Origin of the sequence: Salinispirillum sp. LH 10-3-1 (assembly GCF_030643825.1) — a bacterium.
Classification (GTDB): domain Bacteria; phylum Pseudomonadota; class Gammaproteobacteria; order Pseudomonadales; family Natronospirillaceae; genus Salinispirillum.
Genome location: NZ_CP101717.1, coordinates 1,799,031 through 1,811,506 on the forward strand (window position 1 = coordinate 1,799,031; position 12,476 = coordinate 1,811,506).

Annotated in this window: 13 protein-coding genes; 2 read left to right on the forward strand and 11 right to left on the reverse strand. The window is 53.7% G+C overall.

Translation table 11 applies throughout. From position 1 onward, the window contains the following. Positions 1-68: 68 nt before the first annotated feature. The 3 genes from NFC81_RS07975 to NFC81_RS07985 are packed head-to-tail and all read right to left on the reverse strand — an operon-like array spanning position 69 to position 1,747. Complete coding sequence (locus NFC81_RS07975) at positions 69-1,073, reverse strand: hypothetical protein (RefSeq protein ID WP_304993958.1); 1,005 nt, start codon at positions 1,071-1,073, stop codon at positions 69-71. A gap of 19 nt (positions 1,074-1,092) precedes the next feature. Continuing rightward, positions 1,093-1,272 carry a 50S ribosomal protein L32 gene (rpmF, locus tag NFC81_RS07980; RefSeq protein WP_304993959.1) on the reverse strand — a complete coding sequence of 60 codons (180 nt, stop codon included), beginning with the start codon at positions 1,270-1,272 and terminating at the stop codon, positions 1,093-1,095. Positions 1,273-1,285: 13 nt separating this feature from the next. Next, the gene (locus tag NFC81_RS07985; protein ID WP_304993960.1) at positions 1,286-1,747 is read right to left on the reverse strand and encodes a YceD family protein; all 462 of its coding nucleotides are present in this window, start codon (positions 1,745-1,747) and stop codon (positions 1,286-1,288) included. A gap of 135 nt (positions 1,748-1,882) precedes the next feature. On the opposite strand from NFC81_RS07985, the gene NFC81_RS07990 reads away from it, so the two are divergent. Continuing rightward, positions 1,883-2,461, forward strand: coding sequence for a Maf family nucleotide pyrophosphatase (locus tag NFC81_RS07990; protein WP_304993961.1), 579 nt, complete (start codon positions 1,883-1,885; stop codon positions 2,459-2,461). A 32-nt stretch (positions 2,462-2,493) separates the two neighbouring features. On the opposite strand, the gene NFC81_RS07995 is transcribed toward NFC81_RS07990, so the two are convergent. Both NFC81_RS07995 and rluC read right to left on the reverse strand, forming a co-directional pair. Further along, positions 2,494-3,474: a S49 family peptidase gene (locus NFC81_RS07995; RefSeq protein WP_304993962.1), complete on the reverse strand. Its 981-nt coding sequence runs from the start codon at positions 3,472-3,474 to the stop codon at positions 2,494-2,496. 4 nt (positions 3,475-3,478) lie between these two features. Beyond that, on the reverse strand, positions 3,479-4,456 hold the full coding sequence (gene rluC / locus NFC81_RS08000; protein ID WP_304993963.1) for a 23S rRNA pseudouridine(955/2504/2580) synthase RluC: 978 nt from the start codon (positions 4,454-4,456) through the stop codon (positions 3,479-3,481). 716 nt (positions 4,457-5,172) lie between these two features. Here rluC and rne point away from each other — a divergent pair. Further along, positions 5,173-8,019: a ribonuclease E gene (rne, locus tag NFC81_RS08005; RefSeq protein WP_370529906.1), complete on the forward strand. Its 2,847-nt coding sequence runs from the start codon at positions 5,173-5,175 to the stop codon at positions 8,017-8,019. Between the two features lie 145 nt (positions 8,020-8,164). On the opposite strand, the gene murB is transcribed toward rne, so the two are convergent. Genes murB through NFC81_RS08035 form a run of 6 tightly spaced genes read right to left on the reverse strand, consistent with a single transcriptional unit; the run spans position 8,165 to position 12,474 of the window. Next, entirely contained in the window at positions 8,165-9,184 is a 1,020-nt protein-coding gene (murB, locus tag NFC81_RS08010; RefSeq protein ID WP_304993966.1) for a UDP-N-acetylmuramate dehydrogenase, read from the reverse strand. Continuing rightward, positions 9,181-9,678, reverse strand: a complete 498-nt coding sequence (locus NFC81_RS08015; protein ID WP_304993967.1) for a low molecular weight protein-tyrosine-phosphatase — start codon at positions 9,676-9,678, stop codon at positions 9,181-9,183. The genes murB and NFC81_RS08015 overlap by 4 nt, the downstream gene beginning before the upstream one ends. Continuing rightward, positions 9,678-10,436 carry a 3-deoxy-manno-octulosonate cytidylyltransferase gene (gene kdsB / locus NFC81_RS08020; protein ID WP_304993968.1) on the reverse strand — a complete coding sequence of 253 codons (759 nt, stop codon included), beginning with the start codon at positions 10,434-10,436 and terminating at the stop codon, positions 9,678-9,680. Before kdsB ends, NFC81_RS08015 begins: the two co-directional genes overlap by 1 nt. Continuing rightward, positions 10,433-11,422, reverse strand: a complete 990-nt coding sequence (lpxK, locus tag NFC81_RS08025; RefSeq protein WP_304993969.1) for a tetraacyldisaccharide 4'-kinase — start codon at positions 11,420-11,422, stop codon at positions 10,433-10,435. Before lpxK ends, kdsB begins: the two co-directional genes overlap by 4 nt. A gap of 7 nt (positions 11,423-11,429) precedes the next feature. Then, entirely contained in the window at positions 11,430-11,846 is a 417-nt protein-coding gene (locus tag NFC81_RS08030) for a biopolymer transporter ExbD (RefSeq protein ID WP_304993970.1), read from the reverse strand. Positions 11,847-11,862: 16 nt separating this feature from the next. Beyond that, positions 11,863-12,474, reverse strand: a complete 612-nt coding sequence (locus tag NFC81_RS08035) for a MotA/TolQ/ExbB proton channel family protein (protein ID WP_304993971.1) — start codon at positions 12,472-12,474, stop codon at positions 11,863-11,865. Between the last annotated feature and the right edge of the window lie 2 nt (positions 12,475-12,476).

The following is a 12,476-nucleotide window of genomic DNA, read 5'->3' on the forward strand; positions in this document are numbered from 1 at the left end:
AGCGTTTGCCGAAATGCCAAGGGTAAGGCGGCAAAATACTTTTGCCCCGAAGCGAACAATCCCGGTACCTACTCCACCCACATGCGTTCCGGCACACCCAAACGCACCGCATGCCGGGCTTGCTGCAAGGCCTGACCGAAAGCCACTGCCTTAGCATTGCCGTGACTCTTTACCACCCAACCATTCACCCCAAGGAGTGGCGCACCGTTGTGGCGCTCGGCGTTGACACTGGCAAAATCGGACGCAAACAGCCGAGCCGTTAAGAGCCCCAACATGCGACCATACCAGCGCTCGGTCAAGACGTCGAAGACTCGATGCTTGATATAGTCCGCCGTCGCCTCCATGGATTTCAACATCACATTGCCGGTAAAGCCATCCGTGATGACCATGTCAACTTCGTTAGCAAAAACGGCTCTTGGTTCGACATAACCGCGATAGTCCAACGCATCCTGTTGACCAAATAAGGCATGCGCAGCAGCCAAACGCTGGCTGGCCTTGTGCGCTTCATGGCCGATGTTCAATAAACCAATGCGCGGCGTACGTTCATATTGATGTGCCTTTAGAAATCGGTGTCCCATGAGCGCCGACTGCAACATATCATCGGCGTCGGCAACGACAGACGCTCCAACGTCCAGCGCCAAGACCGGCCCAGTGTACCCCGGAATCCAGGCCCCTAAAGCGGGCCGCTTAACGCCTTCTCGATAGCCTAGGCATTGCCGTGCACGGATCATTAACGTTCGGGTATCTGCTGCTGTAACGATGGCGGCACAGGTGTCTTCATTGGCACTCCCGGAAACAGCAGAGCGTAAGGCCATCGCCAATGCGTCATCTGGCTCAGGCGCGTTTAATAGCTGGCGTAAAGAAGATTCGTGTTGAGGGTAATGTTGGCCGTGACACCAGGTCACGCGATTTTGATATTGTGCAAATGTCGGCTGCCAAGCAGCTACCTGACGGGTATCGCCAAACAGACAAAGATGTACATCAGAGTAGTGCTCAACGAAATTGAGCGCTGCAGAAAGAACAACGGCGGGACCGTGGTCACCGCCGTGCATATCAACTGCGAGTCGTATCAAGTGATAATCTCAGAAGAGATTATTCGTCACCCTTGTCAACAACCTTGCGACCACGGTAGAAACCGTCAGGGGTCACATGGTGACGCAGGTGCTTTTCGCCTGTTACGCTGTCTTCAGACAGTGCTGCAGTACCCAGTGCGTCGTGCGAACGACGATCACCACGACGAGCACGGGTCTTTTTGTTCTGTTGAACGGCCATTGTACAATTACTCCTACTTTTTCTGACTGGCTTTTAAGTCAGCCAGGATGCTAAACGGATTAGGTTTCTCTGGTGCCGAACTTTCCAACGCTTCATCGTCTTCGTTCTCGGCTCCGAAAGACATTTTTATCCGACATTCCTCAGGCGGATGCTTTGGGAACACCGGTATTGCCAGAAGGATGGTATCTTCCAACAATTCCGCAACGGAGACCTCTGCGCCAGGGGTCACCAACCACGGATCATATCGTTTGGGCAAAGATGCCAACTGTGACTCTTCAGCCACTAACGCCATCTCAAACCCGGTATCCAGTGTAAAGGGCATATCGCCCATGCAACGTTCACACGTTAGTGTAACCTGCCCCGCCACCTTTCCGGTAGCCACTCGATAACCATCTTGATCTCTACTGAACTCGACCGATAACATCATCGACTCAGCAGCCACCACCGCTTCCTTCACACGAGGTAAAAGATCCACTGAAACCTGACCATTAAAACTGGCTTGTCGATCTGCCAGACGGTAAGGTTCAAAAAAATTAGGAAGCGCTGAGTTTGTCATGGGCGCAGTATGATATTCTCCACCCCTGCTACTGTCAAAATGAAAATGAAAAATATGCAATTAATTCTAGCTTCAACCTCACCATACCGTAAAGAATTGCTGTCGCGACTGCATTTAACCTTTAAAACAGCACGTCCAGACGCCGACGAAACGCCGCTCAACGGGGAAATGCCCGAAGAGTTGGCGTTGCGCCTGGCGAACCTGAAAGCAGAAAGCTTAGTGGCCCTGCACCCGGACAGCCTAATCATTGGCAGCGACCAGGTGTCCACGCTCGACGATATAACCCCAGTAGGCAAGCCCGGCTCGATGGAAAAGGCCTTTGAGCAACTGCGTGCATCAAGCGGCAAAACAGTTGTTTTCTACACTGGCCTTTGCGTTCTGAATACGGCTACTGGACAAAAAGAAACACTGGTCGATCGCTATGAAATCCAGTTCCGCGAATTATCCGATGCCGAAATACATCGATACATTGAACTGGAGATGCCACTCGACTGTGCGGGCAGTTTTAAATCAGAAGGCCTCGGTAGCGCCCTGTTCGCGCGCCACCTTGGGGCCGACCCAACCAGCCTGATCGGACTGCCGCTCATCGCCCTGTGTGGCGCACTGCAACGTCAAGGCATGCCGGTGCTCTAAACATCAAACCATAAGTAGGCTGGCTTCCCAGCCTACTTTAAGCGCAACGCATCGCCATCCATGCTCATGACACGCGCCGCAATACCCTGCCCCACGGACACACCGAAGTCTTCCAGCAGTTTGCGCAACGGATCTTTTGGCGGATCGAAGTAGAGTAGTTCCGGCGCTTCGATTTGCTCAGCCAAACTGTGCACGGTTGCCAAGCCATCCACCAAGCCTAAACTTTGCGATTGCGCACCAGACCACATATAGCCATTAAAAATTCGCTCATCGTCCACTAGACGATCACCTCGCCCGGAGACCACCGCATCGATAAATTGCTGATGCACATCACTAAGCACGGTTTCCCAGTGGGCGACCTCCTCGTCACGCTCTGGAGAAAATGAGTCGAGAAAGCCTTTATTCGTGCCCGCCGTATACAAGCGACGCTCAATGCCCAAACGCTCCATGGCCTCATGAAAGCCAAAGCCGCCCGACACCACACCGATTGATCCCACCAAGCTGGAACCACTGGCATAAATTTCGTCAGCCGCAGCCGCCACAAAATAGGCTCCGCTCGCGCCAATCTCTCCGATCACCGCATACAATGGAATATCTGGATACTCGGCGCGCAACTCCAAAACCAGATCGTAAATCATCTGCGACTGCACCGGACTGCCACCTGGCGAATTGACTTCCAGCACCACAGCCAGCGTGTCCGGATGCGCGAAGGCTTGGCGCAGCGGCCGGCGTAACTGCGCGTAGGACGCATCAGACCCATCGGCAATGGCTCCTTTTAATTGCACAACCGCCGTATGACCGCCGGTTGATACCTGCTTATCTGAACGCGGCATGGCGTTCTGAAAAACAAAAAACAGGATCACAAACAAGTAAGCGAAAGTCAGCGACTTGAAAACGATACCCCAGCGACGGCTTTTCTTCAGCTCCTCACTGTGGGTCATGACCACTTTTTCGATCAAATGCCACTCGCGACGACTCTGACGCTCTTGCTCTGAATTTTCCATTCGCTCCATTACATTAATCTCCTGTAGAGTCTGCCATTGACTGTGTCAGCCCATTCATAACATCACGAAATGCATCGGGCATAGCAGCCTCAATACGCACTTCCTCTTGAGTAAAAGGGTGGGGTAAGCGCAAGCTCGCCGCATGTAACAGCAAGCGGCGCACGCCAAGCTGTTTGGCCTCGGCCAGTTCTTCTTGCGTCGCATATTTGTCATCACCCATGATCACATGGCCTTGTGACAAGGCATGCACACGAATCTGATGCGTTCGCCCTGTCTTGGGAAAGGCCGCCATTAATGTGGCGACATCGCCAAACCGTTGTACGACACGGAAGCGGGTGTCGGATGGCTTGCCTTCGTCGACATCCACCTTGACCAAGCGCTCACCCGATTGCAGCACCTGCTTACGCAGCGGCTCTTGTACTTTCCGAACCTCTTCCGGCCAGGCCCCGTGCACCAGACACAGATAACCTTTGTCTAACTTACGCTGGCGCAGCATTTCATGCAGCACTTTTAGTGCACTGCGCTTTTTCGCCACCATGACACAGCCAGACGTGTCACGGTCCAAGCGATGGACTAGCTCCAAAAAGCGATATTCTGGAAATATCTGGCGTAAGCTCTCAATCATGCCCAGGTGAATACCGCTACCACCATGCACCGCCAGACCACTGGGTTTATCGATCACCAACAGGGCGTCATCGTCCCACAGCACCCGGTCACGCAAGGCATTGCTGAACCCCTTAGAGGGGACCGCTGCTTCACCTGGCTGAGTGAAATCCATCGGCGGTATTCTGACTTCATCACCCAACATCAATTTATCGAGCGGCTTGCAACGCTTTTTATTGACGCGCACCTCACCCTTGCGAATCACCCGATAAATCAATGACTTGGGCACACCACGCCGCACCGCAAGTAAAAAATTGTCTAAGCGCTGACCGGCGTGTTTTTCATCAATCACTAGGAACTGTACGGCTTTCTCGGGCTTTTCTGTCATGTAGATATCTTTTTAATGAAGGTACGGATCGACACGCATTACAACACCGAGCCGCTCTGAAAACGGGATTCTAGCATAGCGTCAGGACAAAAAGCCCATCACTAAATTGGCGATAACATGAATACCATTTGATGCCTTAGCTTTTTCTGCTATATTGCTTGTGCGCTGCTGTAAGGGTGCGGCCCCGAACACGCCGAACACCAAGCAGTGACTTAGTTTTGTCCGCCTCCCATACTGTTGGGGGCCACAGAGGCATCGCGACAACATGCGCGATGATATTGAAGACGCCGCCGTCCAGCCCAGTTTTTCTGGCCATCAGTGACCCGGCAGTCAGGTGCGTAGCGATAAGCCCGCCGTTCACACTCAGTGGCTCTTCCTTTATGCGGCGACGGCATAGCGAGCAACAGAATTTAGGTTTGCTGAATGCTACCGTAAAGGTGCTCCACGGACCCTGCTCCTTGATCCAGATAGTACGTACAAACCGGATATTATCGTTTCACTCATATAGATGAGTTGGCTGACGTACTACAGAAAATAGCAGGTTAAACTGAGACCAAGTCTCTTTCCGTCGCTGCCCGTTTACCGATGAAATTTTCAGGCCTCAGAGTCCGCTCTGTGGCTGCCAAGATGCCTTACAGGCTGCGTATTCAGGCGCACTAAATGCTGTTGCTCTTTCCGTAAACCATGGATTAGAGTACAGATTCTACATGAAAAGAATGCTGATCAACGCAACCCAGTCTGAAGAGATTCGGGTTGCTCTTGTCGACGGCCAGTTCCTATACGATCTCGATATTGAAACCGGCTCCCGCGAACAAAAGAAAGCTAACATCTACAAGGGTAAAATTACCCGCGTTGAACCCTCACTAGAAGCCGCATTTGTTGATTTCGGCTCCGACCGCCACGGCTTCTTGCCACTGAAAGAAATTTCTCGCAGTTACTTCAGGGACCCCAACGTACAAGGCCGCATCAATATTAAAGATGTGTTGGCTGAAGGTACTGAGGTCATTGTTCAGGTAGATAAAGAAGAGCGTGGCACCAAGGGCGCAGCCCTGACCACCCTGATCAGTCTGGCCGGCCGCTACTTGGTACTGATGCCGAACAACCCACGTGCAGGCGGTATTTCTCGCCGTATCGAAGGTGAAGAACGCGCCCAACTGAAAGACGCGTTGAATGGCGTGAATATCCCTGAAGGCATGGGTGTTATTGTACGTACTGCTGGCATTGGCCGTACCGCCGAAGAGCTGCAGTGGGATTTGGATTACTTGTTGCAGCTGTGGGAAACCATTGATGCAACCGCCAAGACTCGCCCTTCTCCCTTCCTGATTCTGCAAGAAAGCAACGTGATCATTCGCGCAATTCGCGATTATCTACGCCAGGACATCGGTGAAGTACTGATTGACGCGCCTGCGGTGTACGAATACGCCTTGGACTTTGTTCGCAAAGTTATGCCGACGTTTGAGCAGAAAATTAAGCTGTATCAAGACGCAGTGCCCTTGTTCAGCCGCTATCAAATTGAAGCGCAAATCGAATCGGCGTTTCAACGCGAAGTGAAACTGCCTTCTGGCGGCTCTATCGTGATCGATCCAACCGAAGCTTTGGTGTCTATCGACATCAACTCATCACGCGCCACCAAAGGTGTGGACATCGAAGAGACGGCGTTTAACACCAACTGTGAAGCAGCCGATGAAATTGCTCGCCAGTTGCGCTTGCGCGACATGGGTGGCTTGGTCGTGATCGACTTCATTGATATGTCACAGAGCCGCCATCAGCGTGAAGTTGAAAACCGTTTGAAGGCTGCTACTGACGCTGATCGTGCCCGCATTCAAATTGGTCGTATCTCACGTTTTGGTTTGTTGGAAATGTCACGCCAGCGCCTGCGTCCATCATTGGGTGAAACCAGCGGTATCGTCTGCCCGCGCTGTGAAGGCCATGGCATTATTCGCGATGTAAAATCCCTCGCCTTGGCTATTTTGCGTTTGGTCGAAGAAGAGTCGTTCAAAGAGCGCACTGCGCAGGTGCGCTGTATCGTACCGATGAGCGTAGCGACCTTCTTGTTAAACGAAAAACGCGAAGCCCTCGCGAAGATCGAAAAAGAACACAAGGTTCAAGTATTAGTCATCCCGAACCCTGACATGGAAACACCACACTATGACGTGGTTCGCGTACGTGATGACGACGAGACCCTCGACGAGTCTGCCCCATCGTATGCGTTGAAGTTGCCGGAAGTTCGCAGCGAACAAGAAGCGGTGCTTGAGCGTGCAGTTAAACCTGAAGAAGCCGCAATATCCGGCATCATCGGACCAACTGGCCCTGCCCCAACACCGGCTGCCAAGCCCGCCGCTAAGGCGACCAAAGCACCGAGCGCCAAAGGCCCTGGCTTATTTGCGCGCATCGCTGCTTTGTTTACTGGCGGTAGCGAAAATAAGCAACCTGACAGTAGCGCACGTAAGAACACGTCAGCGTCGAACAACCAGCAAGGCAATCGCAATCGTCGCCCCGATGGTAGCGGCGGGCGAGATCGTGGTGGAAACCGTCGTAATCAAGGCGCAGGTGCTAATCGCAATCAACGCAATACTCCCAGCACGGGTAACGCGCCGGTAGCAGAAACAGCGGCTGATGATACGCGTTCGCCCGGTAACAACCGTCGCCGCTCTGGTGGCAACCGCAATCGTAACGATCGCAATGATAGCAATCGGGAACCACGGTCGAATGATACCAATCGCAATGCTGACACTGCTCGTGAGCCACGTGCTCCGCGTAATGAAAGCAAGGGCACTGGCCCAGCGCGCCGCCCTCGTGACCAAGGTGCAAACAAAGGGCAAAATCGCCGTGAGCGCAGCGACAACCGTCCTGAAGAGCTGAAACAGCCGCTACCAGGAGACGAGTCTCCAGCGAATACGGCAGCGCCCGCAACGGAAGTCACGCAAGAAATTGCGCAGACACCGGTGCAGAAGCCCGTTGAAGCAAAATCTGCCACAACGGAAAAGCCCGTTGAAAAGGCGACCCCTAAAGCTGAGCCTGCACCTGGCAATGAGGCAGCTCCTACTGTGGCGGAAGAAAGTACTCCTGAAGTCGATGGCAATGTTGCACCGAAGGCAGATGTTGACGGCAACAAAGCAGACGACAAAGAGAGCAAGCCCAAAAGCAGCCGCCCGCGTCGCACTCGCACTAAAGCCGCTGGTGACAAGCCTGCTGGCCGACGCCCGGCGCGTGCGAAGAAAACTGACGCTGCCGAAGGCGATCAGCCAGCCACCGTTGCTGCCGACAAACCAGCCGAGGCTGCTGTTAGTGAAGCCCCAGCCGCTAAAGCCGATGCCCAGCCTTCTGAGCGTGCACCGGCCGCAGAAAAAGCAGAGCCTGCGGTAAAGACTGCACAGCCTAAAGCAGAGAAAAAGGCAGAGCATAAAGCCTCTACTGAGACTGCTGCACAAGAGCCCACAGCCTCTACGGACAGCGCCCCTAAGCGCGCACCTAACGATCCGCGTGAAAAGCGCCGTCAGAAGCAACGTGAAGCTGCCGCCGCTAAGCAGGAACAAAGCGCTCCAACCGATAGCGCAGAGTAATCCAGCGCTAAATGTAACTGGCAACGGCTCCTTGCGTTGCCAGCTTACCGTCCATTCTTGGACATAAAAAAGCCCGCTACTCAGTTAGCGGGCTTTTTTATGCATGGAGATTAATAACGCTGGGGCAGAACCCACCGTCTCTATCCTACGGAAACAAACGTGGCTCTGGAACAATGGATATGCCGAATTTATCTTCCACAATCTGCGCGATTTCTTGTGCTCGCGCCATCACTTTTGACGACGCAACGCGTTGAGGGTTTACCAACACCAGCGCCTGCTTCTCGTACGGACCAATACCCGTATCTGCTGCGTAATCACCCCGCAACCCAGCCTGCTCAATTAACCAACCAGCGGCTACCTTAGCGAACTCACCATCAGCAGTCGGATACACCGGCATGGCTGCATAGGTCTGCTGTAAGCTACGCGCTTGCGCTATGGGTATGATCGGATTGGTAAAAAAACTTCCAGCATTGGGTATAAGGGCTGGATCCGGTAGCTTTGACTGCCGTACCGCAATGACATGTTCGATCAGCTCGGCTGAACTCGCTGGGTTTAAATCAGCCAAGGGCCCGTAGGTTAAATTAGGTGCAAAGCGGCGCGATAGACGCAATGTTACGGCGGTGATGATCCAAGCCCCCTCTTCCACCCCTTTGAATACCGACTGGCGATAACCAAATTGGCAGTCTTCGGCACTGAAAGAATGTTGCTCACCACTGCGAATATTAACTGCATCCAGGCTTACAAACACATCACAAAGCTCTACGCCATAGGCACCTATGTTTTGCACTGGCGCTGCCCCAACGGTACCGGGAATCAATGCCAGGTTCTCAAGGCCATACCAATGCTGAGCGCTACAAAACAGCACCAGCCAGTGCCAGGAAACACCCCCAGCAACCCTCAATTCAACCTGGTCGGCGGTCTGTTTCAGCACACGCACACCTGACAGACGATTAATCACTGTTAACCCAGGTACGACATCACGCGGCACTAAATTACTGCCCTCGCCAATCACTTGCACCGGTAATGCACGTTGCTTAGCCCATGCCAAGGCCGTAGACAAATGGCTACGCTCGGTAACCGTTACGGCATACTCAGCAACGCTGGGACAAGCTAGGGTGTGGTAGCGCTGTAAATCGAAGTCGGCGTGCAAGGTGGGTATCATCATAAATTGTGCTGTGCTCGAATATGTCGTAACAAGGCGTCCGCTGCGTCTTCACAGAGTTGCAATACTTCAACAAACCCATCGGCGCCACCGTAATAGGGATCTGGCACCTCACTGGGACGCCCTGAGTCTTGTAACATCGCCAAGAACAGCTGCGGTGCACAACGCGCGTCGCCTACCACCGACTGATGCAACACCCGTAACTCTTTCAGGTTTTGCTCATCCATCGCCAGTACGTAGTCGAACTCAAGAAAGTCCTCTTTTACCACTTGGCGTGCCCGCAACTCACTCAAGTCATAACCGCCTTGCTTCGCCGCTAACTGCGACCGCGAGTCCGGCGCCTTGCCGAGGTGATACGCCGCCGTACCTGCTGAGTCGACGGTGATACGCGAGGCCAAGCCAGCCGCCCTAACCTTTTGCACAAACACGCCATGGGCTGTGGGCGAACGACAAATATTACCAAGACAAACGAACAGCACCTTGATGGTCAATGACATTAAGCGTCCTCCCGCTCTGCCAATAAACGAATCACCCGAGCCAAGTCTTCCGGCGTGTCTACGCCAGCCGGGGGCGCCAGGTCGGCAACGGCAACAGCAATGTGCACACCGTGCTCGAGAAAACGTAACTGTTCAAGTTTCTCTACTTGTTCCAATTGACCTGTCGGCCAACTGACAAACTGTTGCAACGCCGATACACGATAGGCATAGATGCCCAGATGTCGGTAGCCCGGTACTGCCAACGTTTCTCCATCACGGTTCCATGGCACGGCTGCACGACTGAAATACAACGCCAAACCGCGCTGACTTAGCACCACCTTAACGGCGTTGGGGTTGTTCATTTCGGCGACATCCGTGACAGGAACACACAGGGTCGCAACCCCAGCTTCCGGATGCGCGGCCAGCAGCTCACCTACCTGATTAATCAGTGCCGGGTCCATGGTTGGCTCATCGCCCTGAACATTTACGATGATGGTGTCATCTGCCCAGCCTGCCTGCGCAGCTACCTCCGCTAACCGGTCAGTACCAGACACATGATTTGCTGAGGTCATCCGTACACGACCACCGAAGGACTCTACGGCAGCCTCCACTCGCTTGTCGTCAGTAGCAATACACACGCCTATCGCCGCACTTCGCTGCGCGGCCTCATAGACCCATTGCACCATAGGCTTGCCGAGGATATCTGCCAAGGGCTTACCGGGTAACCGAGTACTCTGGTAACGGGCAGGAATAACGACATAAAAAGACGGGGTACTCATTGAGGCCTCGGTAAATGTTCAGTGATGGTCTTCAAGATAGTCCGCTCGTCCGTTGCTGAAAAGCTGACCTGCAAAGGCACTTCGTAAGCATCAAACGGCAGCGTCTGATTTTTCAATTTAACGGCGTCCTTGCTGGTCATCAAGACGGTTTGACCGGTTAACGCCCGCATTTGTTGCGCGCTCAGCGGTTGATGATCACGCAGCGGCATTTCCGTAAAGCGCCAGCCTTGCGCACGTAAGGCGTTGAAAAAAGAGTTGGGCTGGCCAATACCACACAGGGCAATCACGCTGTCTTTTGTCTGAACCAGCTCAACACCCGTCACCACATGCTTGGGCTGCCCTAAACCCAGGTGCATAACCCGCGGCACAGCCGCATTGGCGGGCAGGCCAGCCAGAGGCTTGCCTTTACTGATGATCAAGGGGATTTGCTGCACACGGCTCAACGGCTCACGCAACGGGCCTGCGGGCAGTACTCGGGCATTACCAACCCCAGCCGCCCCATCAAACAGGCAGATCTCCAACTCACGTGGCAGCCGGAGGTGCTGTAAACCGTCGTCACTGAGCACCACGGTAACATCTGCATGGTGGTGCAGTAGCCACTGCACTGCCGCCACCCTATCTTGACCAATGCATACTGGCACACCGGTGGCTTGGGCCAGTAGTAATGGCTCATCGCCGACGTCCTCGGCCCGATGGTCGGGCGTCAGTACAGTGGGCTCGGTGAGTCGGCCACCATAGCCCCGCGATACTATGGCAGGACGCTCACCCTGGGTTTTAAGTTGCTCTGCCAGCCATTGAATAAAGGGCGTTTTGCCCGTACCACCCACCACCAGATTCCCTACCACGATGACAGGGACTGGCAGGGCCTCACGACGCCGCAACAAACGCTGCTGATGGCGCCTTGACAGCCAAAGGTACAGGCTACTGAGAGGACTCAGCACATAGGATAGCGTGGTGTTACGCTGCCAGAAAACCGGCCAGCTCATGACACACTCATTCAGACTCCAGTTGAGCAGCAAAGGCAATACGGCTATGCCCCAGTTGCCCGACGGCGTCCATTACGTGCATTAAGGATTGTGCGGGGGTTTGTTTGTCGGTGGTGATCACCACAACCTGCACGTTACCCGGTTGAATCACTGTTTCCAAGGCACGCTTAAGCGTATCAAACTGGGTATTGATCAACAGTTGATTGTTGATTTCAATGCCTCCTTGGGCATCAATAACGACGTCAATACGCTCGTCATTGCCCAGCACATTCTCCGTTTGCACCTGTGGCAATTCCACTTCGAGCTGAGTTTCCCGGGTAAAGGTCGTGGTGACCATAAAGAAGATCAACAACAAAAACACGACGTCGATCAAGGGTGTCAGGTTGACACTGATCTCTTCCTCACGGGCGCGGCGAAAATTCATAGCGTACTCCCGTGGGTTAGGCTTCCGGCTCGGCGCTCAGGGCGTCGACCAGCTTCACACAGTCTTGCTCCATGGTAACCAGCAAGGTATCTACGCGACGCGTCAACGCGCGATGGAAGATCATGGCAGGAATCGCAACGGACAGGCCCGCCGCGGTGGTAATCAAAGCTTGTGAAATACCACCAGCTAAAACCCCAGCGTTACCCGTACCCTGCACCATGATGGCGGTAAATACTTGAATCATCCCCAATACCGTTCCGAGCAGCCCCAGTAACGGCGAAATCAAGGCGATGGTACCCAGACTGTTCAGAAAGCGCTCCATTTCGTGCGCAACTTGATCAGCCTGTTGCTGAATACTGTCTTTCATCGCTTCACGGCCGAGACGCGACTGTTGCAACCCGGCCGCTAAAATACTGCCCAACCATGTCTCTTGCTTGATAGCCTTCAAATACTCGGCTGACAATTTATTCTCGCGCACCCGACGCCAAACCGTTGGCAGCAAGTCACGTGGCGCTACATTATCCACCCGCAGTACCCAGAAACGTTCGATGATGATGGCAATTGCCAGCACAGAGGAAATGATAATCGGTATCATCAACCAACCACCGGCTTTAACTATCTCGAACACTG

Coding starts and splice junctions, on each gene's coding strand:
- rpmF (WP_304993959.1), bottom strand. CDS start 1,272: ATGGCCGTTCAACAGAACAAAAAGACCCGTGCTCGTCGTGGTGATCGT.
- NFC81_RS07990 (WP_304993961.1), top strand. CDS start 1,883: ATGCAATTAATTCTAGCTTCAACCTCACCATACCGTAAAGAATTGCTG.
- NFC81_RS07995 (WP_304993962.1), bottom strand. CDS start 3,474: ATGGAGCGAATGGAAAATTCAGAGCAAGAGCGTCAGAGTCGTCGCGAG.
- rluC (WP_304993963.1), bottom strand. CDS start 4,456: ATGACAGAAAAGCCCGAGAAAGCCGTACAGTTCCTAGTGATTGATGAA.
- rne (WP_370529906.1), top strand. CDS start 5,173: ATGCTGATCAACGCAACCCAGTCTGAAGAGATTCGGGTTGCTCTTGTC.
- murB (WP_304993966.1), bottom strand. CDS start 9,184: ATGATGATACCCACCTTGCACGCCGACTTCGATTTACAGCGCTACCAC.
- NFC81_RS08015 (WP_304993967.1), bottom strand. CDS start 9,678: ATGTCATTGACCATCAAGGTGCTGTTCGTTTGTCTTGGTAATATTTGT.
- kdsB (WP_304993968.1), bottom strand. CDS start 10,436: ATGAGTACCCCGTCTTTTTATGTCGTTATTCCTGCCCGTTACCAGAGT.
- lpxK (WP_304993969.1), bottom strand. CDS start 11,422: ATGAGCTGGCCGGTTTTCTGGCAGCGTAACACCACGCTATCCTATGTG.
- NFC81_RS08030 (WP_304993970.1), bottom strand. CDS start 11,846: ATGAATTTTCGCCGCGCCCGTGAGGAAGAGATCAGTGTCAACCTGACA.